We start from the raw sequence: 26,656 nt of genomic DNA, 5'->3' as shown, positions 1-26,656 counted from the left end.
GCGAAAAACCGCCGTTGCGGCGGGGCGGAGGGCGCCGATGCCGGCCAAGCAGATCGCGCGTGACATCACCTATGCCAGCTCGGCGCAAACGCGCGGCGGCCGGGCCGTGATCCGCGTGATGGAGAATGCGACCGGCCGGCTCAAGCTCATCCGCAAGGTGCGCGGCTATGCCGAGGAGATCGAGCGCGGCGACGACTTCTGGCAGATCATCCCGGCGCGCTACGGGCTGCAGCTTGAGGTTGTCTCGGGCGCTCTGGAGAATATCCCCGCGACGGGGCCGCTCGTTGTCGTCTCCAACCATCCCTACGGCATTCTCGACGGGCTGATGATGGGCCATATCCTGTCGTCGCGCCGGGGCGGGGAGTTCAAGGTTCTGGCGCATCGCATCTTCCAGAAGTCACCCGATCTTGAGCGGGTGATCCTGCCCATTTCCTTCGACGATACGAAGGCGGCGGCGCGGGCCAATCTGGAAACTCGGGCTGCGGCGCTGAGCTGGCTTTCCGAAGGCGGAGCCATCGGTATCTTTCCGGGAGGGACCGTTTCCACAGGGGCAGGGCCCTTCAAGCCGCCGCTCGATCCGCAATGGCGGAAATTCACCGCTAAAATGATCGCTAAATCTGAAGCAAATGTGGTGCCGATCTTTTTCGATGGCCACAATTCGCGCCTATTCAATATCGCCAGCCACATTCACACCACATTGCGAATGGGAATGCTCATCCGCGAATTCCACGCGCGGCTGAATGCGCCGGTTCGCGTCGCCATCGGCGCGCCGATCCCGCGGGAAGAGCTGGCGGCGCTGCGCGGCGACAGCAAGGCGATGATGGCGTTCCTGCGCAAATCGACCTATGACCTAGCGCCAAACGCGGTCGATGCCTCGGGATACGGCCGCGAGTTCGAAGAGAAGTACAGGCCGAGGAAAGAGGCGAAGAGGAAGCGGGCAGATGGCAGTGGGGATCTTTGACAGCGGCCTCGGCGGGCTGACGGTGCTGGGCGCGATCACGCGCCGCCTGCCGGACCTGCCGGTTGTCTACTACGGCGACAACGCCCATGCCCCTTACGGCGTGCGCGATGCCAATGACATCTACGAGCTGACGACGGCGGGCGTGCAGCGCCTGTTCGACGAGGGCTGCGACCTCGTCATTCTCGCCTGCAACACCGCCTCCGCCGCCGCGCTCCGCCGCATGCAGGAGAGCTGGGTGCCCGAGGGCAAGCGCGTGCTCGGCGTCTTCGTGCCGCTGATCGAGGCGCTGACAGAGCGGCAATGGGGCGACAATTCCCCGCCGCGCGAAGTGGCCGTGAAGCATGTGGCGCTCTTCGCCACGCCCGCCACCGTTCGCTCCCGTGCTTTCCAGCGCGAGCTGGCCTTCCGCGCCATCGGCGTGGATGTGGAAGCGCAGGCCTGCGGCGGCGTGGTGGATGCCATCGAAGAAGGCGACATGATCCTCGCCGAGGCGCTGGTGCGCAGCCATGTCGAAGCGCTGCTGCGCAAGATGCCCGAGCCGGATGCTGCCGTGCTGGGCTGCACGCATTACCCGCTGGTGGAGGAGATCTTCGCCGATGCGCTGGGGCCCAAGGTGCAGGTCTATTCCCAGCCCGCCCTCGTGGCGGAATCGCTGGCCGATTACCTCGGTCGCCGGCCCGAGATGGCAGGCGGCGGCGGCGAGAGCCTGTTCCTGACGACCGGCAAGCCCGAGCGCGTGTCGAACCAGGCGACGCAATTCCTGCGACGAAAGATCGAGTTCACGCAGGCCTGAGGCCGGTTGCCCGGGCCCTCTCTCGATCTTATCTGACGTTCCTGAAGGAGCACCACATGCCCCATTCTGTCGCGATCCTTGGCGCATCCGGTTACACCGGAGCCGAGCTTGTGCGCCTCATCGCCACCCATCCCGACCTGAAGATCACCGCGCTGACGGCCGACCGGAAGGCCGGCCAGCCCATGGGCGCCGTCTTCCCGCATCTGCGCCATCTCGATCTGCCCATGCTCACCACGGTGGACGAGGTGGATTTCGGCGCCGTCGATCTGGTCTTCTGCGCCCTGCCGCACGGGCTTTCCCAGGCCATCGTGAAAACGCTGCCCGAGAGCGTGAAGGTCGTCGACCTTGGCGCCGACTTCCGGCTGCGCGACCCGGCCGATTACGAATTCTGGTACAAGCGCCCGCATGACGCGCCGGAGCTGCAGCCCTCTGCCGTCTACGGGCTGACGGAATTCTACCGCGATGAGATCGCCGGCGCCCGGCTGGTGGCCGGCACCGGCTGTAATGCGGCGACCGTGCAATTCGCCCTGCGCCCGCTGATCTCCGCCGGGGTGATCGGGCTGGACGACATCGTCTGTGACCTGAAGAACGGCATCACCGGGGCTGGGCGCTCGCTGAAGGAGAACATGCTGTTCGCCGAGCGCTCGACCAACGTGACCAGCTATTCGTTTGGCGGCACGCACCGGCATCTCGGCGAGTTCGATCAGGAATTCACCAAACTTGCGGGTCGCGAGGTGAAGATCCGCTTCACCCCCAGCCTCGTGCCGGTGAACCGGGGCATCCTCGCGACGGCCTACGTTTCAGGGGAGGCCGGGGCGATCCACGAGACCTTCGCCAAAGCCTATGCCGATGAGCCCTTCATCGAACTTCTGCCGCTCGGCGAAATGCCGCAGATGGCCGATGTGACCGCCTCGAACTTCTGCCATATCGGCGTCGCGGCAGACCGGGTGTCGGGCTACGCGATGGTGACGGCGACGCTCGACAACCTGTGCAAGGGCTCCTCGGGCCAGGCCCTGCAGAACGCCAACCTGATGCTGGGCCTGCCCGAGACGGCGGGCCTCATGCTGGCGCCGGTGTTCCCGTGAGGAGGGTGAGATGAGCGGCTTCAAGAGCCTCAAGAAGCGGCGGCGCATCCAGATCATCGCCGTGACCTTCGTGGCCCTCGCCGGCGCCACGGCGCTGGCCGGCTATGCCATGCGCGACGGCATCAACTACTTCCGCTCGCCGGCCCAGCTGGTTGAGGCGCCGCCCTCGCCGGACGAGGTGTTCCGCATCGGCGGGCTGGTCGAGGATGGCAGCCTGCGGCGCGGTGAAGGCACGATGACGGATTTTGTCATCACCGACGGCGTGGTCAGCATTCCGGCCCGCTACGAGGGCGTGCTGCCCGATCTCTTCGCCGAGGGCGAGGGTGTCGTGGCGCAGGGGCGATACGTGAATGGCACCTTCGAAGCCATTGAAGTGCTTGCCAAACATGACGAAAACTACATGCCCCGCGAGGTGATCGACAGCCTCAAGGAGCAGGGCGTCTACGTCTCACCCGAGAGCTAGGCGGAGACTGGGGCGCGGTGCCGCAGCGCCGCGTTAACCCTGCTGGCCCAGCCTTGGCCCCGCAACCAGTGGGGGCCCGCATGCAGAGCGTCAGAGCACTTGCCGAAGAGATTGTCGCCCGGGAGGGCGGCTTCGTGAACGATCCCGACGATCCCGGCGGGGCGACGAAATACGGCGTCACCCTCGGCACGATGCAGCGGCTCGGGCTGGACCTCACCGGCGACGGAAGAGTCAGCGAGGCCGATGTGCGCCGCCTGACCCGTGCGCAGGCGACCGACATCTTCATCGAGCACTACTTCCAGCGCCCCCGCATCGCCGAGCTGCCCGAAGCGGTACAGCCCTCTGTCTTCGACATGTACGTGAATGCGGGCGCCAACGCGGTGCGTATCCTGCAGCGCCTGATCCGCGACATGCGCATCGACTGCGCGGTCGACGGCGTGATCGGCCCGCAGACCATCGCTGCGGCCCGCGGGGCGGACGAGGCGGCGCCGCATCACTTCGCCGATGCCTACGCGATTGCCCGCCGCAACTACTACTACGCTCTGGCCGACAGTCGCCCGGCGAGCCGCAAATATGCGCGGCGGCGCGATGGCGGGAAGGGCGGCTGGATCACCCGGGCGGAGGCGTTCCTGTCTCCGCGCTTTCACCTCAGTGACGCGGAGCACCGCGCGAGGGTGGCGGCATGGGCGTGATCGGCAACCTCGTGGCGCCACTGGTGGGCGCCGGGCCCAATGTGATCCGCGAGACGGCGGAGGTGTTCCGTGTGAACGCGGAGAACGCCGATGCACGGGCGGCGGCGGGGCGGACCGCGGCGCTGGAGCAATTCGCGGCGGAGTTCGCGGTGGAGCGGCGGGGCGTCTTCGACCGGGCGGTCGACGGGCTGAACCGCCTGCCGCGCCCGCTGCTGGCCTTCGGCACCATCGGGATGCTCGTCTCGGCCATGGCCGCGCCGGAATGGTTCGCCGCCCGGATGGGCGGGCTGGCGGCGGTGCCGGAGCCTCTTTGGTGGCTGATGGGGGCGATCGTGAGCTTCTACTTCGGCGCGCGCTACCAGACGACGGCGCAGAGCTTTCAGCGCGCAGTCGTGGGGAGCCTGGCGGCGAGCGGGGCGGCGAGTGTGGCTGCACCGGGCCCGGTGTCGCCGGGCGTGGCGGAGCGTGGGGAGCCTGTGGAAACGGCGCAGAACGCAGCGCTGGAAGAGTGGCGGCAGCAGTACGGTGCGGTCGCGTCGCAGCTATCCGGTGCGCCGTAGCCGCTGTTTCCCTCGCGCGGAATCGAGGCCGTCAGGCCGCCGCGCGACCGCCGGCCCGGCCCCGCGGGCCGGCGCTCTGCTGAATTAAGTGCACAGCGCGCCGCAGGGAGGCGTGTGGCTGGCATAAAGTGCAGTAGCGGCGCCGTTGGGGCGCCACCCCACGAGCCGGCGTGCGAGGACGGCGCCTGTTGCGGACAGGGCGTAGTCGGGCCGAAGGCGCCGCACCTCCCACCCAACCCCTCCACATCGTGATCCCGCCCGCCAATCCGCCGCACCGCCGGCCATTGGCGCATCGCCCGCCGCGGCCTATAACCGCCCCATGACAGCCGAGCTCGGACATTTCGCCCTCATCCTCGCCCTCATCGTGGCGGCCCTGCAAACCGTCATCCCCTTCGTGGGCTGGGCGAAGCGATGGGAGGGGTGGATGGCGTTCGCCGGCCCTGCGGCGCTGGCGCAATTCCTCGTCACGGGGCTCGCCTTCGCGGCGCTCGTGCATGCCTTCCTGACCTCGGATTTCTCGCTCGCCATCGTCGCCGAGAACTCCCATTCCGCCAAACCGCTGCTCTACAAGTTCGCCGGCACCTGGGGCAACCACGAGGGCTCGATGCTGCTCTGGCTGCTCATCCTCGCCCTCTTCGGCGCCGCCGCCGCGGCCTTTGGCGGCAACCTGCCGCTGCGCCTGAAGGCGCTGGTGCTCTCGGTGCAGGGCTCGATCGGGCTCGCCTTCGCGGCCTTCCTGCTCTTCACCTCGAACCCCTTCGCGCGGCTCGCCAACCCGCCTTTCGACGGCGGCGACCTCAACCCGCTGCTGCAAGACCCGGGCCTCGCCTTCCATCCGCCGTTTCTCTACCTCGGCTATGTCGGCCTCTCGATGGCCTTCTCCTTCGCCATCGCCGCCCTGATCGAGGGTAAGGTCGACGCTGCCTGGGCCCGCTGGGTGCGGCCGTGGACGCTGGCGGCCTGGATCTTCCTGACCATCGGCATCGCGCTCGGCTCCTGGTGGGCCTATTACGAGCTCGGCTGGGGCGGCTTCTGGTTCTGGGACCCTGTCGAGAACGCCTCTTTCATGCCGTGGCTCATCGCCGGGGCGCTGCTGCACTCGGCCATCGTGGCGGAGAAGCGCGAGGCGCTGAAGAGCTGGACGATCCTGCTCGCCATCCTCGCCTTCGGCTTCTCGCTTCTTGGCACCTTCATCGTGCGCTCGGGCGTCATCACCTCTGTCCACGCCTTCGCCTCCGACCCGACGCGGGGCGTGGCGATCCTCGTGCTGCTGGCGCTCTTCGTGGGCGGCGGCCTCACGCTCTATGCCGTGCGCGCCAGCGCCATGCAGGCCAAGGGCGTCTTCGGCCTCGTCAGCCGCGAGAGCGCGCTGGTCGTGAACAATGTTCTGCTCGCCGTCTCGGCCTTCATCGTCTTCCTTGGCACGCTCTGGCCCCTCTTCGCCGAGATGGTGCTGGGCCGGGTCCTCTCCGTTGGGGCGCCGTTCTTCAACGCCGCCTTCGTGCCGCTCTTCCTTCTGCTCGCGCTCGTCCTGCCCATCGGCTCCGTCCTGGCCTGGAAGCGCGGCAACATCGCCCGCGCCGGGCGCGACATGGCACCGGCGCTCATCCTCGCCGTCGCCCTAGGGGCGCTCGTCTATGCCATCGGCACCGGCCGCTCGGCCCTGGGTGCGCTCTCTGCCGCCATCGGCGCCTTCGTGCTCTTCGGTGCCTGCATCGACCTTTGGCTTCGCGCCGGGCGCAAGTTCGATCGCCTGCGCCGTCTGCCGCGCGCCGATTGGGGGCGCGGTGTGGCGCATGGCGGCCTTGGCGTCACCATCCTCGGCATCGCGCTCCTCTCCGCCGGCACGCTGGAAGATATCCGCGTGATGCAGATCGGCGAGACCATGGAGATCGGCGCCTATGAGGTGACGCTCGCCAGTGTCGAGGAAACCCGCGGCCCCAACTACTTCACCACCATGGCGGATATGGAGGTGCGGCGCGGTGACCGGCTGGTCACCCATCTGCACCCCGAGAAGCGCTTCTATCCCGTCGCCGGCATGCCGACGACGGAGGCGGGCATCGACAACGGTCTCTTCCGCGATGTCTACCTCGTCCTCGGCGACCCGCAGACAGGCGGCGGCTATGCCGTGCGCGCCTATGTCAAACCCTTCGCGGGGTGGATCTGGGCTGGTGCCGCGCTGATGGCGCTCGGCGGGCTGCTCTCGCTCACCGACCGCCGCCTGCGCGTGGCCGCCGGTGCGCGCAGGCAGCGCCCGGCCGCCGGAGTGCCGGCGGAATGAAGCGGCTGCTGCTGGCGCTCATGCTGCTGCTGCCGCTGCCCGCGGCGGCGGTGCAGCCCGACGAGATCCTCGACGATCCCGTGCTTGAGGCGCGGGCGCGCGACATCTCCGCCGGGCTGCGCTGCCCGGTCTGCCGCAACGAGAGCATCGACGAGAGCAACGCCGACATCGCCCGCACGCTGCGTCTGATCGTGCGAGAGCGGCTGGTGGCGGGCGACAGCGACGAGGAGGTCGTGCGCTTCATCACCGACCGCTTCGGTGAATACGTTCTGCTTCGGCCGGACAATTCGGGCGCCAATCTGGTGCTCTGGCTCGGCGGCCCGCTGATGCTGCTGGCCGCCGGGGGCATCGGCTTCGTCACCATCCGCCGCCGCGCCGGGGCGCCCGAGGCGGAGGCGCTGAGCGAGAGCGAAGAGGCCCGGCTCGCCGAACTCATGCGCGAGTGACGCAATGTCCCGCTTCCCTGAACGGGCCGGGGCGGCGAGGCTGAGCGCATGGATTATCAAACGATAAAGGTCACCGAAGAGGCCGGCGTGCGCGTGATCACGCTGGCCCGGCCCGAGGTGATGAACGCGCTTTCCGCCCCCATGCGGGCCGAGCTGCGCGAGGCGCTGGCGCCCGGCGAGGCGCGGGTGATCGTGCTGACGGGTGAGGGCCGGGCCTTCTGCTCCGGCCAGGATCTGGGCGACGGGCAGGGGCTTGGCCCGACGGAGGTGGAGCGCATCCTCGCTGAGGAATACGTGCCGCTGTTGATGGCTATCGTGGAGGCGCCGGTGCCGGTGATCGCCGCGGTGAACGGCCCGGCGGTCGGCGCAGGCGCCAATCTGGCGCTAGCCTGTGACGTGGTCATCGCCGCAGAGAGTGCGGTCTTCGCGCAGAGCTTCACCCGGATCGGGCTGATCCCCGATGCCGGCGGCACCTGGATCCTGCCGCGGCTGGTGGGGCAGGCGCAGGCCATGGGTCAGATGCTCTTCGGCGAGCCAGTCAGTGCGCCAGAGGCGGCGCGGATGGGCATGATCTTCGAGGCGGTGGAGGATGCAGCCTTCGCCGCCCACTGGCAGGCCCGCGCCGCCCGCCTCGCTGGCGGCCCGCCAGTCGCTCTCGCGCGGGTAAAGCAGGCCCTGCGCGCCAGCGCCGAGCAGGGGCTGGTCGAGCAGCTGGCGCTGGAGGCGCGGTTGCAGGCGGAATGTGCGGGGACGGAGGATTTCGCTGAGGGCGTAGCGGCGTTTCTGGAGAAGCGCGCGCCGCGGTTCATGGGGCGGTAGAACGGCGCGGGGATTTGGGCTGCGGTCCGCCTTGCCGAGCTGTGGGATGACGCTCTGACTGCAGCACTACAGCGCTTTATGCCTGCCACACCCCTCCCAGCGGCTGGCCAGGCATAGGCTTTACCTGAGCGCCAGCCCGCCCGGACGGGCCGGCGCTCGCGCGGCGGGCTGAAGGCCTTTATCCCGGACAGGGGAAAGAGCTGCGAACGATCGTCATTGGCAGGCGGGCAAGTGACCAAGCCATTGTCCCGCCTCAGACCTCCCCAGCCAAACCGAACAACGCTTCCACATCCAGATGCTCCTCGATATGGGCCGCCAGCGCATCGAGCGCCGCCTCCACCCCATCATCGAACCCCGGCAGCGACGGCGCCCCAAGGCGCGCCAGATATGCCGCGCGGAAGGCGTCCGACGTGAAGATCCCGTGCAGGTAGCTGCCCCGCACCCGCCCGTCGGGGCTGGCGGCGCCCTCCGCCGCGCCTTCCACGCGCAACCAGGGGCGGGCGGCATCCGGCCCTTCCGTCGCGCCGATATGGATCTCGTAGCCCTCCAGCGCCGCGCCGCTCTCCACGTCTTCACCCGTCACGCGGGTCAGCCGCTTCTCGGGGCGCATCACCGTGGCAACGTCGAGCAGCCCCAGACCCTCCACGCTCCCCGGCGGGCCCTCGATGCCCTCAGGGTCGGCGATGGTGCGCCCGAGCATCTGATAGCCACCGCAGAGCCCCAGCACATGGCCGCCGCGCCGCACATGCGCGGCGAGGTCGATATCCCAGCCCTCGGCGCGGAAGGTGGCGAGGTCGCTCAGCGTGCTCTTGCTCCCGGGGATCAGCACCAGCGCCGCATCGCCGGGCAGCGGCTCTCCGGGCGAGACCAGCGTGAGCTCGACACCCGGCTCGGCCGCGAGCGGATCGAGATCGTCGAAATTCGCGATGCGCGGCAGGCGGGGCACGGCGACCTTCAGGGCGCCGCCGCGGGCGAGCGGGCGGGCGAGATCGATCACGTCCTCCGCCGGCAGCTTCGCCGCGGCGCCGAAGTGCGGGAGGATGCCCAGAGGCAGCCAACCGGTGCGCTCGGCGATGATCTTCATCCCTTCATCGAAAAGCTGAGGATCGCCACGGAACTTGTTGATCGCAAAGCCTTTGATGAGCGCGCGGTCCTCCTCCGGCAGCACCGCGTGCGTCCCCACGAGCTGCGCGATCACCCCGCCGCGCTCGATATCTCCGACCAGCACTACGGGCACACCGGCGGCCTCGGCGAAGCCCATATTGGCGATGTCGCCGGCGCGCAGGTTCACCTCTGCCGGGCTGCCCGCGCCCTCTACAATGACGAGGTCTCGCCCCTCACCGAGCTCCCGGAAGGCGGCCAGCACCTCTGGCAGCAGCTCGCCCTTCATCTTGCCGTAGTCGCGGGCCTTCAGCGTGGCGCGCCGCTGGCCGCGCACGACGACCTGCGCGCCGGTGTCCGTCTCGGGCTTCAGCAGCACGGGATTCATCGCCGTCAGCGGCTCAAGCCCCGCGGCGCGGGCCTGCAGGGCCTGGGCGCGGCCGATCTCGCCGCCATCGGCGGTGACGGCGGCGTTGTTGCTCATGTTCTGCGGCTTGAACGGCGCGACGTTCAGGCCCCGCGCCCTCGCCACGCGGCAGAGCCCCGCCACGAGGAGCGACTTGCCGACATTCGAACCGGCCCCTTGGATCATGATCGCGCGTGTCATCGCATGAGCTTTAGGGATGGCACGCGCGCGGGGGAAGGGGCCCCAGCGACCAAGCGCCGTCAGGCAACAGAAAAGACCTGCCGTGGCAGCACGGCAGGTCTTTTCTGATCATCCCGTTCGATCACCCCGCTGAGGCGGGAGGATCCTCTCAGGCGGCGCGCATCGCTTCCTGCTCTGCGGCCTGGCGACGCTCGCTCTCCTCGCGGGAGAGGGCGACAGAGGTGCGAACCCCCTTGCCGACGAATTCCATCAGCCCGTTGACCACGCGCTCGTTGGGGTCGATCCCGGCGCAGGTCAGCACTTCGCGGCCGTCGCGAGAGCGCGCCCAGCGGGCAATCTGCTCGGGCCCGTTGCCGTATTTTTTGTCATCGGCGATGGCATCGTCCAGCGCCGCAAGCACAACGGCAGCAAAAAGCTTGCGCGCGCGATTGCCTTGCTCGTTGTTGTAGGCGGTGCCGTCCACGAAATCTCTCATCTTCCGTCCTTTGGTCTTTTTGCTCTTGCTGTCGGCGTGCCGGCGAATATGCGCATACAACAGCGATTCGGGGTCCCCGAATTAGGAATGCCAGTCATGCGCGCTGTGCATGGCTGGGGCGCGCGCTCTGCTGTATTTGCGAGGGTTGCGCCGGGCCCAACGCGACATATAGGGTCGGCCCAGCTTTCGACAAGGTTTGGGCGATTGAGAGCCGCACTTCTGCAAGCGGCCTGTAAGTAGTTGGTCTTTGAGGGAAGAGTGGCGCGGCATGTCTGAACAATCGGTAAAGAAGGGTGATCTTTCCGGGCGGGATGTGGCTTTTTCGTGATGAGCGGTGCTCCTGATGCCGCGCAGCGCGCGCTTTTGATCTCTGCAATGCGCCAGGCGGCCCGGGCGGAGATCCTGCCGCGCTTCCGCGCCCTTGGCGAAGGCGATGTCTCCACCAAACACGGCCCGAGTGATCTGGTCACCCTCGCCGATACCGGCGCCGAGGCGATGATTGCCGAGCTTGTCACTGCCGCCTGGCCCGAGGCGCGGGTGATCGGCGAAGAGGGCGTGGCCGCCGACAAGACGCTTCGGGCCGAGATGGGTGGCGACGGGCCGGTGGTGATCGTCGATCCCGTCGATGGCACCTGGAACTTCGCCAAGGGGCTGGCGCTCTTCGGTGTGATCATCGCAGTCGCGCGGGCAGGGCGGCCTGTCTACGGGCTGCTCTACGACCCGCTGCTCGACGACTGGATCGAAGCCACCGAAGGCGGGCCGGCGGAGTTCGTCTCTGCCGAGCGGCGGCACCGGCTGGCGACCTCGAAGGAAGACCGCAAGGCCCGCATGACGGGCTACGTGCCGATGGGGCTCTACCCCAAGCCTTTGCGCGGGCGCATCGCGCAGGAGCATGCCACGTTCAACCGGGTGCAGACCTTGCGCTGCTCGGCGCATGAATACCGGATGCTGGCGCAGGGGCATGTCGATTTCGTGCTCTCGGGCCCCGTGCCGCATCCGTGGGACCATGCCGCCGGCGTGCTGGCGGCTGAGCGGGCCGGGGGCGTGGCCCGCTTTCTCGACGGTGGAGAGTATGACATCGGCCGCCGCAAAGGCGTGCTGCTCGCGGCCGGCTCGCAGGCCGCATGGGAGACGGTGGCGGAGCGGTTCGACTTCCTCGTCTGACGCCCGGAGCTTCCGGCGCCTCTAGCCGGCCTCTTCCCCGTCCTGCAGCCCCGCGATGGCGCGGTGGATCCAACCGACAAACTGATCGCGCTCCTCAGCGCTCATTTTCCCCAGCGCCAGCGCGTTGACCTCGCGGGCGGCGGCCTCGGCGGGCTCGCGGAGGGCGCGGGCGCGGTCGGTCAGGTGGATGCGCTTCGCGCGGGCGTCGCTCTCGTGGGCGCGGCGCTCGATGAGGCCGTCACGCTCCATGCGCGAGAGGGTGTTGGCCATGGTGGCCTGCTCGACATCGAGCTGCTCGACCAGCTCGCGCTGGGTCAGACCGTCCTTTTCCCACAGCTCCAGCAGGCTCATGAACTGCGCCGGCGCGAGGCCGAGCGGCCGGATGCGCTCATGCAGGCGCTGCGCGAAGAGTCGCGCCATGTGGTTCGCGAGGTAACCGGCGGAGCGGGTGCGGTCGAAGGAGCTGGGAGGCGTGGTCATGCGTGGCAGGTACACTTGCATAGCACGCAATGCAATGCTACCTGCGTTTGTATAGCAAGCTATGCAAAGGATTACGCCATGCCACGCTCACGTCTCGTCACGCTTCACGCGGTCTCCTCCTCGATCGCGCTTCTGACCATCCTCAGCTTCTGGCTTTCGACGACCATTGCCGAGCTATTCCTCGGCCATGACGGGATGGTCTCGGTCCGCACCGCCATCCTCTTCGCGCTGCCCGTTCTGGTCATCGCGCTGGCGGGGGCAGGGGCCAGCGGCTTCAAACTCGCCGGCCGCTCCCGGGCGCCGGAGGTCGAGGCGAAGCGGACGCGGATGAAGTTCGCGGCCGGGATCGGGCTGCTGGTGCTCGTGCCCTCGGCGATCTTCCTCGGCTGGAAGGCGAATGCCGGGAGCTTTGACGCCACCTTCACCACGGTCCAGCTGGTCGAGCTGGTGGCCGGGGCGACGAACATCGTCCTCCTCGGGCTCAACATGCGCACGGGCCTGCGGATGCGCGGACGGCGGCTGGAGAGGACCGCGCGGAGGGCCGCGGCATGAGGGCGCTGTTTGCCTACCTCGCGGTCCTCGGCTCGGCGGCCTTCGTCGGCACGATGATTTGCATCGGCCTCGCCTTCGGCGGCTACTGGACGAGCCTGTCGCCGGAGGCCTTCCTCACCTGGTTCGCGGCGAACAACGGCTTCATCTCGCGGACCATCCCCGTGGTGGCCGGCCCCGCCCTGATCGGGCTCGTCGGCTCCCTCTGGATCGCGCGGTGGGACAGACAGTCCCGCTGGGCGTGGATCACCGCGCTGGTGGCGATGGTCGGGCTCGGGGTGGTCACGGGGGTGCACCACCTGCCGGCCAATGCCGCCTTCGCCTCCGGCGCGGTGTTGCCGGAGGAGGTGCCGGCGGCGCTGAGGACGTGGCTGCAGCTGCACGTGCTGCGCATCGTGCTGGGGCTCATTGCCAGCGGTTTCGCGTTGCACGCCACGATCCGCGGAGCAGGGAGGTCTGCGGGGTAGCCAACCAGAAGCTGGCGTTCGCCCAATCAGGGCGTCCGCCCGCCCCGCGGGCCTAGTCGACCCGACGCACCACCGCCTCGCCGGCGCGCATCTCGCCGGCAGCCCGGTCGAAGCGCAGATAGGCGATGGCCTCGTTGCCGGCGCGGCTGTGCAGCACGCCGGCCGGCTTACCCTCGGCGGTGATCTCGTCGCCGGGGGCAGCGTCGCCCTCCACCGTGACGCGGGCCAGGCCTTTGCGCAGCTCGGTCTTGTGCTTCATCCGCGCCGTCACCTCCTGGCCGACATAGCAGCCCTTGCGGAAGTCGACGCCGTTCAGCCGCTCGAACCCGGTCTCCAGAATGAAGGTGTCGCCCGTCAGCTCGACGCCGCTTTCGGGCACCAGATTGGCCACGCGCAGCGCCTCCCAGTCCGTACCGTCATCGCCGGCCTTCTCGCCATAGAGCCGCCAGCCGAGCGCCGGGTGGCGCGGGTCGGGCAGGGCGCCTTCGGGCGCCTCGCCGGTGCTGCGATAGACCTGCAGCGGGCTCTCGGCGATGCTCACCTTGGAACGCAGGCGGTACATCGACAGGCGCTGGAACAGCGTGCCTGCCAGCTCGGCATCCACGTCGATCAAGATCTCGTCGCCATGGGCCACGAGGAAGAAATCGGCGATCAGCTTGCCCTGTGGGGTGAGCAGCGCCGTGTAGAGGATGCCGGCGTCGCCAAGCTTGCGCACATCATTGGTCACCAGGCCCTGCAGGAAATCCTGCCGGTCTTCGCCGGTGAGGCTGAGGATCTGTCTCATGATCGGCCTTCCGAGAACTGCATGGCATAGAGGTCGGCATAGAGGCCGCCGCGTTCAAGGAGGGCCTCGTGCGTGCCTTCGTCCACCACCCGGCCCTGATCGAGCACGACGATCTTGTCGGCGCCCCGCACAGTAGACAGGCGATGCGCGATCACAAGCGTGGTGCGGCCCTCCGACAGCCGCTCCAGCGCCGCCTGCACGATGGCCTCGGTGCCGGTGTCGAGCGCGCTGGTGGCCTCGTCGAGCAGCAGCACCGGTGCGTCGCGCAGAAGCGCCCGGGCGATGGCGATGCGCTGGCGCTGCCCGCCCGAGAGGGCCGAGCCGCGGGGGCCGGCGACCGTGTCCAGGCCCTCGGCGAGGCGGGGGAGGAAATCGGCGACATGAGCCGCCTCCAGCACGCGGGTCATCTCCTCCTCCGCCACGTCGCGGCCGAGGGCGATGTTCTCGCGGATGGTCTCGTCGAAGAGCAGGGCCTCCTGCGTGACCACGGCGAAGTGTCGGCGGAGGTCGGCGAGGGGCAGGGCGGCGACATCGGTGCCGCCGAGCGCGACCTGGCCCGCCTGCGGCTCGGCGAGGCGGGTGAGCACGTTGAAGACGGTGCTCTTGCCCGCGCCAGAGGCGCCGACGAGCGCGGTGGTCTTGCCGGCCTCTGCAGTGAAGCTCAGCCCGGCCAGCGCCGGCATGTCGCCGTAAGCGAGGTGCACGTCATCGAAATGGATCTGCGGCGCCTCGCCCAGCTCGCCGCGCGGCGCGGCGGCGGTGCCTGCCGGAGCGTCGGCGATGTCGGGCGTTGTCTCGAAGAGCCCGCGCACCCGGTCGATCGAGGCGCCGGCGGCCTGCCAGAGGCCGGAGAGGCTGCCGAGCCGGCGCAGCGGCTCGAAGGCCAGCGAGATGGCGGCGAAGAAGGCCATGAACTCGCCGACGCTGCGCTCGCCGGAGATGATCTGCCGCCCCGCGAACCACAGCACCAGGAAAAAACCGACGCCGCTCATCACGTCGATCAGGCCAGGGATCGCTGCCTGGCCGCCGGCGGCCCGCAGCGCCGAGGTGACCCGCTCGCGGCTGGCGCGGGCGAAGCGCTCGATCTGGTAGCCCTCCAGCCCGCCGAGCTTCACCTGCGCGATACCGTGCAGCACCTCGTCGAGCCTTGTCGACATCCGCCCCGCCGCCTCGCGCGATTCCCGCACCCGGCGGCGCACGTAGGATTGCGCGAAGAAGGCGGGGAGTACGAGAAGGGGGGTGCCGGCGAGGGCGATGACCGTCCAGCGCCAGTCCACCGTCAGTGCCACGCCGAAGAGCACCAGCACGGCGATCACATCGCGCCCCAGCCCGGTGGCGAGCTGCTGAACGGAGGTGCCGAGCTGGCCTATGTCGCCCTGCACGCGCTCGATCAGATTGCCGGGCGGATGGGCGTGGTGGAAGGTGAGGTCGAGCATCATCAGATGCGCGAACAGGCTCTCGCGCAGCTCGGCCATCACCCGTTCCGAGACGGCGGTCATGGCAAGGCGCTGCACCATCGTCGCCGCGGCGCGCAGCAGGAACACGGCGAAGACGCCGCCCGCCACCAGCCCCAGCGCGCTGGCATTGCCGCCGACGAGCACCTGGTCGAACATCGGCTGGATGAGCTTGGCCAGCGCGCCGAGGGCCGCCCCCTCCAGCGCCATGGCCACGAGCGCGACCGCCGCCATCTTCCAGTGCCGGTGCAGGCTCATCCGCCAGAGCCAGCGCCCGCCAGCCTCTTCGCGCCCCTCGGGGCGGGGCGTTCCCGGCTCGCTGGCGGCCGGCCCGCTCACTTGTAGGCCAGCTCGCCGCGCTCGAAGGCGGCCTGTATCGCCTCGGGATCGTAGCGGGTGGCGAACCACTCCTCGGCCCCCATCTCGTCGGCATCCTTGGCGTAGAGGTCGAGGATGCAATCGAGCACCGCGGTCGGGCCGCGGCGGATATGCCAGTGATCCCATGTCAGCTGCGCCTGCGCCTCCGCCACCGGGCGGCCGAGATGCAGCAGGTAGAGCGCCGAGGAAAAGCCGGCGCGGTCGGCCCCGCTCTTGCAATGCATGAGGAAGGGCTTCTCGATCTTCCGGAAAATCTGGAAGGTGCGCAGCACCGCCTCCACCGGCGGCGCGCGGCGGGCCTGCATCGGCGTCGTCCAGAGCGTCAGCCCCAGCTCGGCGCAGGCGGCGGCCTCGATGCGGAAGGCCGGGCTCGGCGGCGCGCCGCGCAGGCACAGGACCGAGCGGATGCCCGCCGCCTTGTACTCCGCCAGCCGCGCTACCGTGGGGTGGTTCGAGCGGTAGGCGCCTGGGGCGAATTCCTTGAAGTTGCGCCAGTGCTTCCGCAGGATCGCATGGTCGACCATGGCGTAGTGCCAGCGCTCGGCGAAGTTGGGCGCGAAGGGCTGGGGCACATGCGGCACCAGCGGCGCCACGTCTGCTGCGCCGGCCTCAGGGTTGGCCGTAGGCTCTGCCGTTTTATCCATCGCCCGGGGCGTAGCCGCACTTGCCGGGCAGGGCAAGCGGCGGCGGCGCGGCGGCCCGCCCGGCGAGCGGCACATCGCCCCGGTCGGGCGGCGCCGATTGACCCTTCCCCGGGGCCGGTCTACCCCGTTCCGGCCTCAGCCAGACCGGACCTCGCTCATGCTTGCCAACGGACGCACCTATCTCGCCATTCCCGGCCCCTCCGTCATGCCGGACAGGGTGCTGCGCGCCATGCATATGGCCGCGCCCAACATCTACGAAGGTGAGCTGCACAAGATGGTGGCGGGGCTGAAGCCCGATCTGGCCCGCATCGCAGGCACGCGCCACAAGGTCGCCATCTATGCCGCCAATGGCCATGGGGCCTGGGAGGCCGCGCTCGCCAATGTCGTGGCACCCGGCGAGAAGGTGCTGGTGCTGGCCACCGGCCGCTTCGGCATCGGCTGGGGCGAGCAGGCGGCCCGGCTGGGCGCCGTGGTGGAGCATTTGCACTTCCCCTGGGGCCAGCCGGCCGATGCGGACCAGCTGGAGGCGCATCTGCGTTCGAATGGCCCCTACAAGGCGGTGCTCGTCTGCCAGGTGGATACGGCGACCAGTGTGAAGACCGAGATCGCCCCCCTGCGCGCAGCCATCGACGCGGCAGGCTCCGAGGCGCTGCTGATGGTCGATTGCATGGCCTCGCTCGGCTGCGACCGGTTCGAGATGGATGGCTGGGGCGCCGATGTGGTGACGGCCGGCTGCCAGAAGGGGCTGATGACGCCGCCGGGCCTGGGCTTCGTCTTCTTCGGGCCGCGCGCCGAGGCGGTGCAGCGCGGCGACGCGGCCAGCCAGTACTGGGACTGGCGCTATCGCGGCACGCCCGAGGTGTTCTTCCAGAACTTTGGCGGCACGGCCCCCACGCACCACCTCTACGGCCTGCGCGCCGCGCTCGACATGATCCTCGAAGAGGGGCTCGAGCAGGTCTGGCGCCGCCACGAGGCGCTGAGCCAGGCCGTTTGGGCGGCGCTCGAAGCCTGGGACATCGGTGGCGACCTGCGGCCCACGGTGCCGGAGCGGCGTCACCGGGCGGCCTGCGTCACCACGGTCGAGGCGGGCGGCGAGAATGGCCAGGCGCTGCGCCGCTTCGTAGAGGAGAAGACGGGCGTGACGCTGGGCATCGGTCTTGGCGCCGACAACCCGGCCGGCTTCTTCCGCATCGGCCATATGGGGCACGTGAATGCCCATATGGTGCTGGGTGTGCTCGGCTGCATTGGCGCCGGGCTGAAGGCGCTGGATATCCCGCATGGCGATGGCGGGCTGGATGCGGCGATGGAGGTGGTGGCGAGGGCCTGAGGGGATCGGAATGGCAGGCTGAAGGCCGCCCCGTAGGGTGGGTTTTTAACCCACCATGCGCGGCTGGCTCCGATTTCCTCGCCCATGCCGCCGCGCGGTGTGGTGGGTTGAAAACCCACCCTTCGGGGCCCCGGTCACTTGCCTGCCACGTGCTCCCGCGCCGCCGCCAGAGCCTCGGGCAATGTCTGCGCCAGCAGGTCCAGCTCCTCCGGCCGGCCGGCGGAGATGCGGATGCAGCGGTTCTGCGGGGCGGCGAAGGGCATGCGGATGAAGATGCCGCGCGCCGCCAGCTCGGCGACCACCGCCTTGGCGAGCTCGCCGTCACCGCCGCAATCGACCGTGACGAAATTGGTGGCGGAGGGCAGGGCAGACAGACCGTTCTGTTCGGCTATCGTCGCGATGCGGTCCCGCGCTGCCGCAACCTCGCCGCGCACCTGGGTCAGCCAGAGCTCGTCTTGCAGCGCAGCCAGCGCCCCGGCCTGGCTGGCGCGCGACAGACCGAAGTGGTCGCGCACCTTGTCGAAAGCGGCGATCATCGCCGCCGGCCCCATCGCATAACCCACCCGCGCCCCGGCCATCCCGTGCGCCTTGGAGAAGGTGCGGAAGCGCAGCACGCGCGGGTCGTCGACGGAGACCTCGGCGGCGGTGCCGTCAGGGGCGAATTCCACATAGGCCTCGTCGAGGATCAGCAGGGCGCCCTCGGGCACCTGCTCGACCATTTCAGCAATCCGCGCGCCGGAGTGCCAGCTGCCCATCGGGTTGTCGGGGTTCGAGATGTAGATGAGCTTGGCGCCCGCCTCCCGCGCCCGGGCGATGAGTGCATCGGGGTCTTCATGGTCGTCCTTGAACGGCACCTTCTCGGCCCGTCCGCCGAAACCTGCGACGTGGTAGTCGAAGGTCGGGTAGGAGCCGATGGACGACACGGCGATCTCGCCGGGCGCCAGGAACAGGCGCACCGTCGAGCCGAGGAGGCCGTCGATGCCGGCGCCGATGACGATGTTCTCCGGCCCGATGCCGTGATGGGCGGCCAGGGCGTTGCGCAGATCGTGGCTGGCGCTATCGCCGTATTTCCAGATCTCTCGCGCCGCCGCCTCCATCGCCGCGATGGCCTTGGGCGAGGGGCCGAAGACGCTCTCGTTCGCGCCGAGGCGGGCACGGAAGGGCGCGCCGCGCTGCCGCTCCAGCGCCTCCGGGCCAGTGAAGGGCACCGTGGCGGGCAGGGCGGCGGCGAGCGGGGCGAGGCGCGGATCGTCGGGCATGGGGGCGAGATAAGCGGCTGGGGCAGGCGGGGGCAATGGGATTGGGCTGGGGCCGGCGAGCGCGGCTTTCGTAAAGGACAGAGGTTTGAACCCGGCAGCCCAGGTTCCGGGTGCCAACGGTTCTGCGACGGGCGAGCGTCTGCCCGTGGGGTGGCGCTGCTCAATTCCCGCTATTGCGCTTTATGCCCGCCACACCCCTCCCCGCGGCGAGCTCAGCGGCGCCTTCACCAGAGCGCCAGCCCGCCGGGACGGGGAGGCGCTCGCCCGGCGCCTTCGGCTTGACTCCGTGCGAGGGAGGAGCGGAGATGTAGTGCTGGGAATTCAGCGCCCCCTGAGCCGGCTTCGCAGCCATCTCCGACCGCCCAAATCCATGCCATCCCCGGCAACCTCCCGCCCAGCGAATCGCAAAGGGCTGGCCAGAGCGAATCATCGGCGCTAGAGTCATCTCTAGAGACCCGGCAAACGGGCCACCCGGCGACGGGAAGATGTACGAGGCAGCGGTGCATCCATGACAGAGATGGTCTACGGAGCGGCCCCCGTTCGGGCCGGCGATCCCGTTCTCCCCCGGTGGTGGCGAACGATCGACAAACTATCCATGGCAGCGATTCTGGGCCTCTTCGGCCTCGGCATGCTGCTCGGCCTCGCGGCCTCTCCGCCGCTGGCGGAGCGCAACGGGCTCGACCCGTTCTATTACGTCACCCGGCAGGCGATGTTCGGCGGGATGGCGATGTGCGTGATGTTCGTCGTCTCGATGATGTCGCCGCTGATGATCCGCCGTCTCGCGGTGCTGGCCTTCGCCGCCGCCTTCGTGGCGCTGGCGCTGTTGCCGTTCTTCGGCACCGATTTCGGCAAGGGGGCGACGCGCTGGTACTCGCTGGGCTTCGCCTCGTTTCAGCCGTCGGAATTCCTCAAGCCCGTCTTCGTCGTCCTCTGCGCCTGGCTGATGGCCGCGGGGCAAGAGATCGGCGGCCCGCCGGGCCGGCTGTGGAGCTTCATGGTGGCCGTGGCCGTCGCTGGCCTGCTGGTCGCGCAGCCCGATTTCGGACAGGCCTGTCTGGTGCTGTTCTCCTGGGGCGTCATGTACTTCGTCTCCGGCGCCTCGATGGTGCTGATCTTCTCGATCTTCGGCCTCGTCGTCGGCTCGGGCATCATCGCCTATAATTCGTCGGAGCACTTTGCCCGGCGCATCGACGGCTTCCTGGCCGCCGAGGTCGACCCGACCACCCAGATCGGCTATGCCACCAACGCCATCCGCGAGGGCGGCTTCTTCGGTGTCGGCGTCGGCGAGGGCCAGGTGAAGTGGTCGCTGCCCGATGCCCATACCGACTTCATCATCGCCGTGGCGGCGGAGGAATACGGGCTGGTGCTCGTCCTCGCCATCATCGCGCTGTTCCTCTTCATCACGCTGCGCTCGCTCTTCCGGCTGACGAAGGAGCGCGACCCCTTCATCCGCCTCGCCGGCACGGGCCTCGCCTGCGCCTTCGGTGTGCAGGCGATGATCAACATGGGCGTGGCCGTGCGCCTGCTGCCCGCCAAGGGGATGACGCTGCCCTTCGTGTCGAACGGCGGCTCATCCGTCCTCGCGGCCGGCCTCGCGGTTGGGATGCTGCTGGCCTTCACCCGCTCGCGGCCGCAGGGCGGCATGGCGGAGATCTTCCTCGGGCGCGGGCGCTAAGCCATGCCTGCGCCGCTTCTCGTCATCGCCGCCGGGGGCACCGGCGGCCACATGTTCCCCGCTCAGGCGCTGGCCGAAGAGATGCTGAGCCGCGGCTGGCGGGTTCGCCTGAGCACCGACGCGCGAGGCGCGCGCTATGCAGGCGGCTTCCCCGAGGCGGTCGAGCGGCAGGTGGCGGGCAGTGCCACCTTCGCGCGTGGTGGGGTGGCGGCCAAGCTGGCAGTGCCGTTTCGCATCGCGGGCGGGGTGGCGAGCACCATCGCCGCGATGCGCCGCGACCGGCCCGCGCTGGTGGCGGGCTTCGGCGGCTATCCGGCCATCCCGGCGATGATCGCTGCGGTGGCGCTGGGCTTGCCCCGGGTGATCCATGAGCAGAACGGTGTGCTGGGCCGGGTGAACCAGGTCTTCGCCAAGCGCGTGCCGCTGATCGCCTGCGGCACCTGGCCGACGGAGCTTCCGGCAGGCGTGGAAGGCGAGCACATAGGCAACCCGGTGCGTAGCGCCATCCGTGACAAGGCGGGTGCACCCTACACGCCTCCCGGCCCGGGCGCGCCGGCCCGCGTGCTCATCCTCGGCGGCAGCCAAGGCGCGCGCATTCTCTCCGATGTCGTCCCTGCCGCGCTGGCTGCGCTGCCCGAAGAGCTGCGCGGGCGGCTCGAGGTCTCGCACCAGGCGCGGCCCGAGGATATCGATCGGGTCAAGCAGGCCTATGCGGCCGCCCATATCCGCGCCACCGTCACCGATTTCTTCGACGACGTGCCGGAGCGGATGAGCGCGGCGCAGCTCGTGATCGCCCGCTCGGGCGCCTCCACCGTCGCCGACCTCACCGTGATCGGCCGGCCCGCCATTCTGGTGCCGCTGGCCAGCGCCATCCGCGACGAGCAGACGGCCAATGCCCGCGGCATGGTCGAGGCGGGCGCCGCCGAGCTGATGGCCGAGCCCGACTTCACACCCGCCGCTCTGGCCGCCCGCGCCGAGGCGCTGCTGGCCCAGCCTGAGCCCGCCGCCAGCATGGCCGCCAGCGCCGCCGCGCTCGGCCGGCCCGACGCCGCGTCGAGGCTCGCCGATCTTGTGGAACGCCTCTCGCGAGGCCAAGGAAGGACCGAACAATGATGGACGGAACACTCATGGCCGCTGCCACCAAACTGCCGCTCGACATCGGGCCGATCCACTTCGTCGGCATCGGCGGCATCGGCATGTCGGGCATCGCCGAAGTTCTTTTGAACCTCGGCTACCGCGTGCAGGGCTCGGATGCGAAGTCGAGCAAGATCACCGAACGGCTGGAGAGCCTCGGCGCCCAGATCCACATCGGTCAGGCCGACGAGAACCTCGACGGCGCGGAGGTCGTGGTGATCTCCTCCGCCATCAAGCCCGGCAACCCCGAGCTCGACGGCGCCCGCCGCCGCGGCCTGCCCATCGTGCGCCGCGCCGAGATGCTGGCCGAGCTGATGCGGATGAAATCGAACGTCGCCGTCGCCGGCACCCACGGCAAGACGACGACGACCACGCTGGTGGCCACGCTGCTCGATGCCGGCGGGATCGACCCGACCGTGGTGAACGGCGGCATCATCCATGCCTATGGCTCCAACGCCCGGATGGGGCAGGGCGAGTGGATGGTGGTGGAGGCCGACGAGAGCGACGGCACGTTCAACCGCCTGCCGGCGACCATCGCCATCGTCACCAATATCGACCCCGAGCATATGGAGCATTGGGGGAGCATCGAGAACCTGCGGCAGGGCTTCTACGATTTCGTCTCGAACATCCCGTTCTATGGCGTCGCTGTCCTGTGCACCGATCACCCCGAGGTGCAGGCGCTGGTCGGCCGCGTGACCGACCGCAAGGTGCTGACCTTCGGCTTCAACTCCCAGGCCGACGTGCGCGCGGTGAACCTGACCTATAAGGCGGGCGCGGCGCAGTTCGATATCGCGCTGCAAAGCGAAGGAGAGGTGATCGAGGGCTGCACGCTGCCGATGCCGGGAGACCACAACGTCTCGAACGCGCTCGCCGCCGTCGCCGTCGCCCGCCACCTCGGCATGAGCAAGGACGAGATCCGTTCGGCGCTCGCCGGCTTCGGCGGGGTCAACCGGCGCTTCACCAAGGTGGGTGAGGTCAACGGCGTCACGGTGATCGACGATTACGGCCACCACCCGGTGGAGATCGCCGCCGTGCTGAAGGCGGCGCGGCAAGCGAGCGAGGGCCGGGTGATTGCCGTGCATCAGCCGCACCGGTACTCGCGGCTCGCGACGCTGTTCGAGGATTTCTGCACCTGCTTTAACGAGGCCGACGTCGTGGGCATCGCGGAGGTCTATGCGGCCGGCGAGACCCCCATAGAGGGCGCCGACCGCGACGCGCTGGTCGCCGGGCTCATCCGCCACGGCCACCGCCACGCCCGCGCCGTCACCTCCGAGGACGATCTGGAGCGGTTGGTGCGCGAGCAGGCGCGGGAGGGCGACATCGTCGTCTGCCTCGGTGCCGGTACGATCAGCACCTGGGCCAACAACCTGCCCGAGCGACTGGCGAAGTAGCGTCTGACAACCGGCCTCTTCGCGCCACATTGCTGCCGATTCCGGCCCCTAGCCGGACGGCAAGCAAGGGAGGCCCGAATGAGCGCATCACTGGTGGCGGGGATGGTCTGGGTTCTGGCAGGGAGCCTGACAGCTATGCTGCCGATGCGCCACCAGATCGCACCCGGCCTGGCCCTTCTGGCAACGGCGCCGCTTGTGATCGTCTGGATCGGCTGGCAGAACGGCTGGGTCTGGCTGGCCCTGGGCCTTGCTGCCTTCACCTCGATGATGCGCCACCCGATCCGCCATCTGCTGGGCCGTATGCGCGGGCAACCGCCCGACATCCCGGCGGAGCTGCGCCGGTGAGCGGTGCGATGAACTGGCCGGTTCTGGCCGCCTGTCTGTGGCTGGTGGTGGCGAATGTCATCGGCATGCTCCCCTCGAAGGACCATCACTGGAGCCACGCCCGCTGGCTGATTGCAGCGCTGGTGCCCCTGGCGGCCTGGGTGTTCTGGACGCAGCCCTGGTGGCTGGGCCTGGCCCTGCTGGCGGCGGCGGCGAGCACCTTGCGCTGGCCGGTCTATTTCGGCTGGCGTTGGCTGCGGCGGCGGCTGGGGCCAAAGGCTTCGGGCAGCCGCTGAGCGCGGCGCCGATTTCCATATGGAAATCGGAGGCGGAAACCATATGGTTTCCGCTCCCCGGCTATGCGGCGAGACGATTTCCGCGCGGAAATCGTACCGGAAATCGCTCGATTTCCGTGCGCCCGGCCGCCACGGGCCCACTCTACCCGAGGCCTGCCGCTTGCCGACGCGCCGGCGCTCGCCTACCACCGCCTCATGACAGCACTCCCCACGCCCCGCGGCACCCTCACCCCCGACCGCCCGCTCGACGGGCTCACCTGGCTGCGGGTCGGCGGCCCGGCGGAGTGGTTCTTCCAGCCGGCGGACGAGGATGACCTCGCCGCCTTCTTGGCCGAGCTGCCTGCAGACGTGCCGGTCTTCCCTATGGGCGTCGGCTCGAACCTGATCGTGCGTGACGGCGGCATCCGCGGCGTCGTGATCCGCCTCGGGCGCGGCTTCAACGGCATCGAGGTCGACGGCGACCGGGTTGTCGCCGGCGCCGCAGCGCTCGACGCGCATGTCGCCCGCCGCGCGGCGGAGCAGGGCAGGGACCTCACCTTCCTGCGCACCATTCCCGGCAGCATCGGCGGGGCGGTGCGGATGAATGCGGGCTGCTATGGCACCTATGTGGCCGACCACCTGGAGAACATCCGCGTTGTCCTGCGGGGCGGCACCATCGAAGAGCGGCCCGCCGCCGACCTCCACCTCGCCTACCGATCATCTCAGCTTCCCGAGGGCGCCGTCGTCCTCTCCGCCACCTTCCGCGCGCCGGAGGGCGAGCCCGCCGAGCTGGCCGCGCGGATGGAGGAGCAGCTCGCGAAACGCGACGCGACCCAGCCCACAAAGGACCGCACCGCGGGCTCAACCTTCCGCAACCCGGCGGGCTTTTCCTCGACCGGGCGGGCGGACGACAGCCATGAGCTGAAGGCCTGGAAGCTGATCGAGGATGCGGGCATGCGCGGTGCCACCAAGGGCGGGGCAATCATGAACCCCAAGCATGCCAATTTCCTAACCAATGCCGGCGGCGCCACCGCGCAAGACCTTGAGTCATTGGGCGAAGATGTCCGAAAGAGGGTTTACGCAACATCCGGCATGACGCTAGAATGGGAAATCATGCGGGTCGGCGAACCGGCACTCTCAGACGAAGCTGAACGCCGCTCGGGTGACGAGCAATAACCCACCGGAAAACCGGGGGAAAAACGAAACGGGCGTGGCAGCGCCCGATATAACGCAGGGCCGAACAATGGCCCGCTTTTGAGGCGGTGTAATGTTGAGCGGGGCTCCCCAAAAGGTTGCCGTGTTGATGGGCGGATTCTCTGCCGAGCGAGAGGTTTCTCTCTCCTCGGGGGCGGAATGCCTGCAGGCCCTGCTTGAGGCAGGGTTCGACGCGTACGCCATCGACGCCGGCCCCGACCTGGCAGTCAAACTCGCCGCCGACCGGCCCGATGTTGCCTTCAATGCCCTGCACGGCCGCTGGGGCGAGGATGGCTGCGTGCAGGGTATCCTCGAGTGGTTGAATATCCCTTACACCCATTCCGGCGTGCTGGCCTCTGCCCTCGCCATGGACAAGCAGCGCACCAAAGAGGCCTATCGCGCCGCCGGGCTGCCCTTTGCCGAAAGCCGCATCGTGCCGCGCGGCGAGGCTGAGGCCGCCCATGTGCTGCCGCCGCCTTACGTGGTGAAGCCCTATAACGAGGGCTCCTCCGTCGGCGTCTATATCGTGCGCGAAAGTGCCAACGGGCCGCCGCAGCTCGCCCGCGAGATGCCCGAAGACGTGATGGTCGAGACCTATGTGCCGGGCCGCGAGCTGACCGCCTCCGTCCTGCTCGGCCGGCCGCTCGGCGTGACGGATATCGTCACCGACGGCTGGTACGACTACCACGCCAAATACGCCGACGGCGGCTCGCGCCATGTCTGCCCCGCAGACCTGCCCGATGAGATCACCGCCGCCTGCCTCGACTACGCCCTGCGCGCCAATACGGCGCTCGGCTGCCGGGGCCTCAGCCGCACCGACTTCCGCTGGGATGAAGAGAAGGGCCTCGCCGGCCTGATCCTGCTGGAGACGAATACGCAGCCGGGGATGACGCCCACCTCGCTGGCGCCCGAACAGGCCGCCGCCGAGGGGATCACCTTCCCCGAACTCTGCCGGATGCTTGTGGAGGATGCCTCATGTTCGCGATGAAAGCCGCCCGCCGGCACGATCCGGCGCCCTCCCGCCTAGGCTACCGCTTCCACCGGCTCTGGCTGACACCGCTGTTCCGCATCTTCCTGCGCATCATTCTGCCCGTCTTCGCCCTGTTCCTGATCTCGGCCGCCTATGTGGCAGATGACGAGAACTGGGCCGCCATCGAGGCGCGCTGGACCTCGATCGTGCAATCCGTGCAGGAGCGCCCGGAATTCATGGTGACGGGCGTCGAGATCAGCGGCGCCGACATCGCCCTCGCCGCCGCCATCAACGGCCTGTTGCCCTTCGACTTTCCCGTGACCTCCTTCGCCGTGGATCTGCCCGGCCTGAAGGAAGAAATCACCGCGCTGACCGCCGTGAAGGATGCCACCCTGCGCATCAGCTCCGGCGGCAACCTGCAGGTCGAGGTCACGCAGCGCCGGCCCGTGGCGATCTGGCGGCATGTCGACGGGCTGCGCCTTGTCGATGCCGACGGTGTGCTCACCGGCATGATCCAGAACCGCTCCGACCGGGCCGACCTGCCGCTGATCGCCGGCGATGGCGCCCGCGAGGCGACGACCGAGGCGATGCAGCTTTTCGCCGCCGCCGAGCCGGTGATGCCGCGCCTGCGCGGGCTGGTTCGCATGGGCGAGCGCCGCTGGGATGTGGTGCTCGACCGCGGCCAGCGCATCCTTTTGCCCGAAGAGGGCGCCGTCGCGGCGCTCGAACGGGTGCTGGCGCTGCACGAGGCGCAGAGAATGCTCGATCTCGACATCACGATCGTCGACATGCGCTCGGCCAACCGGCCGACTATCCGCCTGTCGACCTTCGCCGAAGAGCATCTGCGCACCGTGGCGGAGCGGCAGCGATGATCACGCCGGGCCTTGAGGAAGGCAATGCGGTG

At 69.2% G+C, this 26,656-nt stretch carries 28 protein-coding genes; 21 read left to right on the top strand and 7 right to left on the bottom strand.

What is annotated here, in order from left to right:
* Positions 1-37 precede the first annotated feature (37 nt).
* The 9 genes from ACXN5S_RS06190 to ACXN5S_RS06150 all read left to right on the top strand — a co-directional run bounded on the left by ACXN5S_RS06190 (position 38) and on the right by ACXN5S_RS06150 (position 8,100).
* Complete coding sequence (locus ACXN5S_RS06190) at positions 38-961, top strand: lysophospholipid acyltransferase family protein (RefSeq protein WP_458604531.1); 924 nt, start codon at positions 38-40, stop codon at positions 959-961.
* Complete coding sequence (locus ACXN5S_RS06185; protein WP_458604530.1) at positions 942-1,754, top strand: glutamate racemase; 813 nt, start codon at positions 942-944, stop codon at positions 1,752-1,754. The genes ACXN5S_RS06190 and ACXN5S_RS06185 overlap by 20 nt, the downstream gene beginning before the upstream one ends.
* A gap of 56 nt (positions 1,755-1,810) precedes the next feature.
* Complete coding sequence (argC, locus tag ACXN5S_RS06180; protein ID WP_458604529.1) at positions 1,811-2,839, top strand: N-acetyl-gamma-glutamyl-phosphate reductase; 1,029 nt, start codon at positions 1,811-1,813, stop codon at positions 2,837-2,839.
* Positions 2,840-2,849: 10 nt separating this feature from the next.
* The gene (gene ccmE, locus ACXN5S_RS06175; protein ID WP_458604528.1) at positions 2,850-3,302 is read left to right on the top strand and encodes a cytochrome c maturation protein CcmE; all 453 of its coding nucleotides are present in this window, start codon (positions 2,850-2,852) and stop codon (positions 3,300-3,302) included.
* A gap of 80 nt (positions 3,303-3,382) precedes the next feature.
* On the top strand, positions 3,383-3,994 hold the full coding sequence (locus ACXN5S_RS06170) for a holin-associated N-acetylmuramidase (RefSeq protein WP_458604527.1): 612 nt from the start codon (positions 3,383-3,385) through the stop codon (positions 3,992-3,994).
* Complete coding sequence (locus ACXN5S_RS06165; RefSeq protein WP_458604526.1) at positions 3,985-4,554, top strand: holin family protein; 570 nt, start codon at positions 3,985-3,987, stop codon at positions 4,552-4,554. The genes ACXN5S_RS06170 and ACXN5S_RS06165 overlap by 10 nt, the downstream gene beginning before the upstream one ends.
* A gap of 319 nt (positions 4,555-4,873) precedes the next feature.
* Positions 4,874-6,835 carry a heme lyase CcmF/NrfE family subunit gene (locus tag ACXN5S_RS06160; protein WP_458604525.1) on the top strand — a complete coding sequence of 654 codons (1,962 nt, stop codon included), beginning with the start codon at positions 4,874-4,876 and terminating at the stop codon, positions 6,833-6,835.
* Positions 6,832-7,281: a cytochrome c-type biogenesis protein gene (locus ACXN5S_RS06155; protein ID WP_458604524.1), complete on the top strand. Its 450-nt coding sequence runs from the start codon at positions 6,832-6,834 to the stop codon at positions 7,279-7,281. The genes ACXN5S_RS06160 and ACXN5S_RS06155 overlap by 4 nt, the downstream gene beginning before the upstream one ends.
* A gap of 48 nt (positions 7,282-7,329) precedes the next feature.
* Positions 7,330-8,100, top strand: a complete 771-nt coding sequence (locus ACXN5S_RS06150) for an enoyl-CoA hydratase-related protein (protein WP_458604523.1) — start codon at positions 7,330-7,332, stop codon at positions 8,098-8,100.
* A gap of 253 nt (positions 8,101-8,353) precedes the next feature.
* Here the strand turns inward: ACXN5S_RS06150 and ACXN5S_RS06145 are convergent, their stop codons facing one another.
* Positions 8,354-9,808 (bottom strand): cobyric acid synthase, encoded by a 1,455-nt coding sequence (locus ACXN5S_RS06145; RefSeq protein WP_458604522.1) that lies wholly within the window; start codon positions 9,806-9,808, stop codon positions 8,354-8,356.
* Between the two features lie 148 nt (positions 9,809-9,956).
* Positions 9,957-10,283 (bottom strand): DUF6280 family protein, encoded by a 327-nt coding sequence (locus ACXN5S_RS06140; RefSeq protein WP_458604521.1) that lies wholly within the window; start codon positions 10,281-10,283, stop codon positions 9,957-9,959.
* A 375-nt stretch (positions 10,284-10,658) separates the two neighbouring features.
* Between ACXN5S_RS06140 and ACXN5S_RS06135 the strand changes: the two genes are divergently transcribed.
* Positions 10,659-11,447 carry an inositol monophosphatase family protein gene (locus tag ACXN5S_RS06135; RefSeq protein ID WP_458604520.1) on the top strand — a complete coding sequence of 263 codons (789 nt, stop codon included), beginning with the start codon at positions 10,659-10,661 and terminating at the stop codon, positions 11,445-11,447.
* Between the two features lie 21 nt (positions 11,448-11,468).
* Here the strand turns inward: ACXN5S_RS06135 and ACXN5S_RS06130 are convergent, their stop codons facing one another.
* Positions 11,469-11,927, bottom strand: coding sequence for a MarR family winged helix-turn-helix transcriptional regulator (locus ACXN5S_RS06130; RefSeq protein WP_458604519.1), 459 nt, complete (start codon positions 11,925-11,927; stop codon positions 11,469-11,471).
* A 78-nt stretch (positions 11,928-12,005) separates the two neighbouring features.
* Here ACXN5S_RS06130 and ACXN5S_RS06125 point away from each other — a divergent pair, with 78 nt between their 5' ends.
* Positions 12,006-12,479: a hypothetical protein gene (locus ACXN5S_RS06125; RefSeq protein WP_458604518.1), complete on the top strand. Its 474-nt coding sequence runs from the start codon at positions 12,006-12,008 to the stop codon at positions 12,477-12,479.
* On the top strand, positions 12,476-12,943 hold the full coding sequence (locus tag ACXN5S_RS06120; protein WP_458604517.1) for a DUF1772 domain-containing protein: 468 nt from the start codon (positions 12,476-12,478) through the stop codon (positions 12,941-12,943). The genes ACXN5S_RS06125 and ACXN5S_RS06120 overlap by 4 nt, the downstream gene beginning before the upstream one ends.
* 52 nt (positions 12,944-12,995) lie before the next feature.
* Here ACXN5S_RS06120 and ygfZ read toward each other — a convergent pair whose 3' ends face one another.
* The 3 genes from ygfZ to ACXN5S_RS06105 are packed head-to-tail and all read right to left on the bottom strand — an operon-like array spanning position 12,996 to position 16,203.
* Positions 12,996-13,727 carry a CAF17-like 4Fe-4S cluster assembly/insertion protein YgfZ gene (gene ygfZ / locus ACXN5S_RS06115; protein ID WP_458604516.1) on the bottom strand — a complete coding sequence of 244 codons (732 nt, stop codon included), beginning with the start codon at positions 13,725-13,727 and terminating at the stop codon, positions 12,996-12,998.
* Positions 13,724-15,520 (bottom strand): ABC transporter ATP-binding protein, encoded by a 1,797-nt coding sequence (locus tag ACXN5S_RS06110; protein ID WP_458604515.1) that lies wholly within the window; start codon positions 15,518-15,520, stop codon positions 13,724-13,726. Before ACXN5S_RS06110 ends, ygfZ begins: the two co-directional genes overlap by 4 nt.
* Positions 15,517-16,203 carry a phosphatase domain-containing protein gene (locus ACXN5S_RS06105; RefSeq protein ID WP_458604514.1) on the bottom strand — a complete coding sequence of 229 codons (687 nt, stop codon included), beginning with the start codon at positions 16,201-16,203 and terminating at the stop codon, positions 15,517-15,519. Before ACXN5S_RS06105 ends, ACXN5S_RS06110 begins: the two co-directional genes overlap by 4 nt.
* A gap of 157 nt (positions 16,204-16,360) precedes the next feature.
* On the opposite strand from ACXN5S_RS06105, the gene ACXN5S_RS06100 reads away from it, so the two are divergent.
* On the top strand, positions 16,361-17,530 hold the full coding sequence (locus tag ACXN5S_RS06100; RefSeq protein WP_458604513.1) for a pyridoxal-phosphate-dependent aminotransferase family protein: 1,170 nt from the start codon (positions 16,361-16,363) through the stop codon (positions 17,528-17,530).
* A gap of 134 nt (positions 17,531-17,664) precedes the next feature.
* Here the strand turns inward: ACXN5S_RS06100 and ACXN5S_RS06095 are convergent, their stop codons facing one another.
* Positions 17,665-18,789, bottom strand: a complete 1,125-nt coding sequence (locus tag ACXN5S_RS06095) for a pyridoxal phosphate-dependent aminotransferase (RefSeq protein ID WP_458604512.1) — start codon at positions 18,787-18,789, stop codon at positions 17,665-17,667.
* Positions 18,790-19,297: 508 nt separating this feature from the next.
* Here ACXN5S_RS06095 and ACXN5S_RS06090 point away from each other — a divergent pair.
* The 8 genes from ACXN5S_RS06090 to ACXN5S_RS06055 all read left to right on the top strand — a co-directional run bounded on the left by ACXN5S_RS06090 (position 19,298) and on the right by ACXN5S_RS06055 (position 26,624).
* Complete coding sequence (locus ACXN5S_RS06090; protein ID WP_458604511.1) at positions 19,298-20,464, top strand: peptidoglycan glycosyltransferase FtsW; 1,167 nt, start codon at positions 19,298-19,300, stop codon at positions 20,462-20,464.
* A 3-nt stretch (positions 20,465-20,467) separates the two neighbouring features.
* Entirely contained in the window at positions 20,468-21,577 is a 1,110-nt protein-coding gene (locus tag ACXN5S_RS06085) for a UDP-N-acetylglucosamine--N-acetylmuramyl-(pentapeptide) pyrophosphoryl-undecaprenol N-acetylglucosamine transferase (protein WP_458604510.1), read from the top strand.
* Entirely contained in the window at positions 21,577-22,989 is a 1,413-nt protein-coding gene (murC, locus tag ACXN5S_RS06080) for a UDP-N-acetylmuramate--L-alanine ligase (RefSeq protein WP_458604790.1), read from the top strand. The genes ACXN5S_RS06085 and murC overlap by 1 nt, the downstream gene beginning before the upstream one ends.
* Positions 22,990-23,067: 78 nt before the next feature.
* Entirely contained in the window at positions 23,068-23,334 is a 267-nt protein-coding gene (locus ACXN5S_RS06075) for a DUF2484 family protein (RefSeq protein ID WP_458604509.1), read from the top strand.
* Entirely contained in the window at positions 23,331-23,609 is a 279-nt protein-coding gene (locus ACXN5S_RS06070) for a DUF2484 family protein (RefSeq protein WP_458604508.1), read from the top strand. Before ACXN5S_RS06075 ends, ACXN5S_RS06070 begins: the two co-directional genes overlap by 4 nt.
* Positions 23,610-23,804: 195 nt before the next feature.
* Positions 23,805-24,764: a UDP-N-acetylmuramate dehydrogenase gene (gene murB, locus ACXN5S_RS06065; protein WP_458604507.1), complete on the top strand. Its 960-nt coding sequence runs from the start codon at positions 23,805-23,807 to the stop codon at positions 24,762-24,764.
* 127 nt (positions 24,765-24,891) lie between these two features.
* On the top strand, positions 24,892-25,770 hold the full coding sequence (locus ACXN5S_RS06060; RefSeq protein ID WP_458604506.1) for a D-alanine--D-alanine ligase: 879 nt from the start codon (positions 24,892-24,894) through the stop codon (positions 25,768-25,770).
* Positions 25,758-26,624, top strand: coding sequence for a cell division protein FtsQ/DivIB (locus ACXN5S_RS06055; protein WP_458604505.1), 867 nt, complete (start codon positions 25,758-25,760; stop codon positions 26,622-26,624). The genes ACXN5S_RS06060 and ACXN5S_RS06055 overlap by 13 nt, the downstream gene beginning before the upstream one ends.
* Positions 26,625-26,656: the final 32 nt, after the last annotated feature.

The organism is Pseudoroseicyclus sp. H15, from assembly GCF_054353345.1.
This window is presented reverse-complemented; position numbering and strand designations above follow the sequence as displayed.

Excerpts from the sequence above, each read along its gene's own strand:
- argC (WP_458604529.1), top strand. The coding sequence starts at position 1,811 with ATGCCCCATTCTGTCGCGATCCTTGGCGCATCCGGTTACACCGGAGCC.
- ACXN5S_RS06090 (WP_458604511.1), top strand. The coding sequence starts at position 19,298 with ATGACAGAGATGGTCTACGGAGCGGCCCCCGTTCGGGCCGGCGATCCC.
- ACXN5S_RS06060 (WP_458604506.1), top strand. The coding sequence starts at position 24,892 with ATGGGCGGATTCTCTGCCGAGCGAGAGGTTTCTCTCTCCTCGGGGGCG.
- ACXN5S_RS06155 (WP_458604524.1), top strand. The coding sequence starts at position 6,832 with ATGAAGCGGCTGCTGCTGGCGCTCATGCTGCTGCTGCCGCTGCCCGCG.
- ACXN5S_RS06130 (WP_458604519.1), bottom strand. The coding sequence starts at position 11,927 with ATGACCACGCCTCCCAGCTCCTTCGACCGCACCCGCTCCGCCGGTTAC.
- ACXN5S_RS06125 (WP_458604518.1), top strand. The coding sequence starts at position 12,006 with ATGCCACGCTCACGTCTCGTCACGCTTCACGCGGTCTCCTCCTCGATC.
- ACXN5S_RS06105 (WP_458604514.1), bottom strand. The coding sequence starts at position 16,203 with ATGGATAAAACGGCAGAGCCTACGGCCAACCCTGAGGCCGGCGCAGCA.
- murB (WP_458604507.1), top strand. The coding sequence starts at position 23,805 with ATGACAGCACTCCCCACGCCCCGCGGCACCCTCACCCCCGACCGCCCG.
- ACXN5S_RS06100 (WP_458604513.1), top strand. The coding sequence starts at position 16,361 with ATGCTTGCCAACGGACGCACCTATCTCGCCATTCCCGGCCCCTCCGTC.
- ACXN5S_RS06190 (WP_458604531.1), top strand. The coding sequence starts at position 38 with ATGCCGGCCAAGCAGATCGCGCGTGACATCACCTATGCCAGCTCGGCG.
- ACXN5S_RS06145 (WP_458604522.1), bottom strand. The coding sequence starts at position 9,808 with ATGACACGCGCGATCATGATCCAAGGGGCCGGTTCGAATGTCGGCAAG.
- ACXN5S_RS06165 (WP_458604526.1), top strand. The coding sequence starts at position 3,985 with ATGGGCGTGATCGGCAACCTCGTGGCGCCACTGGTGGGCGCCGGGCCC.
- ACXN5S_RS06085 (WP_458604510.1), top strand. The coding sequence starts at position 20,468 with ATGCCTGCGCCGCTTCTCGTCATCGCCGCCGGGGGCACCGGCGGCCAC.
- ACXN5S_RS06170 (WP_458604527.1), top strand. The coding sequence starts at position 3,383 with ATGCAGAGCGTCAGAGCACTTGCCGAAGAGATTGTCGCCCGGGAGGGC.
- ACXN5S_RS06120 (WP_458604517.1), top strand. The coding sequence starts at position 12,476 with ATGAGGGCGCTGTTTGCCTACCTCGCGGTCCTCGGCTCGGCGGCCTTC.
- ACXN5S_RS06055 (WP_458604505.1), top strand. The coding sequence starts at position 25,758 with ATGTTCGCGATGAAAGCCGCCCGCCGGCACGATCCGGCGCCCTCCCGC.
- ACXN5S_RS06160 (WP_458604525.1), top strand. The coding sequence starts at position 4,874 with ATGACAGCCGAGCTCGGACATTTCGCCCTCATCCTCGCCCTCATCGTG.
- ACXN5S_RS06075 (WP_458604509.1), top strand. The coding sequence starts at position 23,068 with ATGAGCGCATCACTGGTGGCGGGGATGGTCTGGGTTCTGGCAGGGAGC.
- ACXN5S_RS06185 (WP_458604530.1), top strand. The coding sequence starts at position 942 with ATGGCAGTGGGGATCTTTGACAGCGGCCTCGGCGGGCTGACGGTGCTG.
- ACXN5S_RS06140 (WP_458604521.1), bottom strand. The coding sequence starts at position 10,283 with ATGAGAGATTTCGTGGACGGCACCGCCTACAACAACGAGCAAGGCAAT.
- ACXN5S_RS06150 (WP_458604523.1), top strand. The coding sequence starts at position 7,330 with ATGGATTATCAAACGATAAAGGTCACCGAAGAGGCCGGCGTGCGCGTG.
- murC (WP_458604790.1), top strand. The coding sequence starts at position 21,577 with ATGGACGGAACACTCATGGCCGCTGCCACCAAACTGCCGCTCGACATC.
- ACXN5S_RS06095 (WP_458604512.1), bottom strand. The coding sequence starts at position 18,789 with ATGCCCGACGATCCGCGCCTCGCCCCGCTCGCCGCCGCCCTGCCCGCC.
- ccmE (WP_458604528.1), top strand. The coding sequence starts at position 2,850 with ATGAGCGGCTTCAAGAGCCTCAAGAAGCGGCGGCGCATCCAGATCATC.
- ygfZ (WP_458604516.1), bottom strand. The coding sequence starts at position 13,727 with ATGAGACAGATCCTCAGCCTCACCGGCGAAGACCGGCAGGATTTCCTG.
- ACXN5S_RS06135 (WP_458604520.1), top strand. The coding sequence starts at position 10,659 with ATGCGCCAGGCGGCCCGGGCGGAGATCCTGCCGCGCTTCCGCGCCCTT.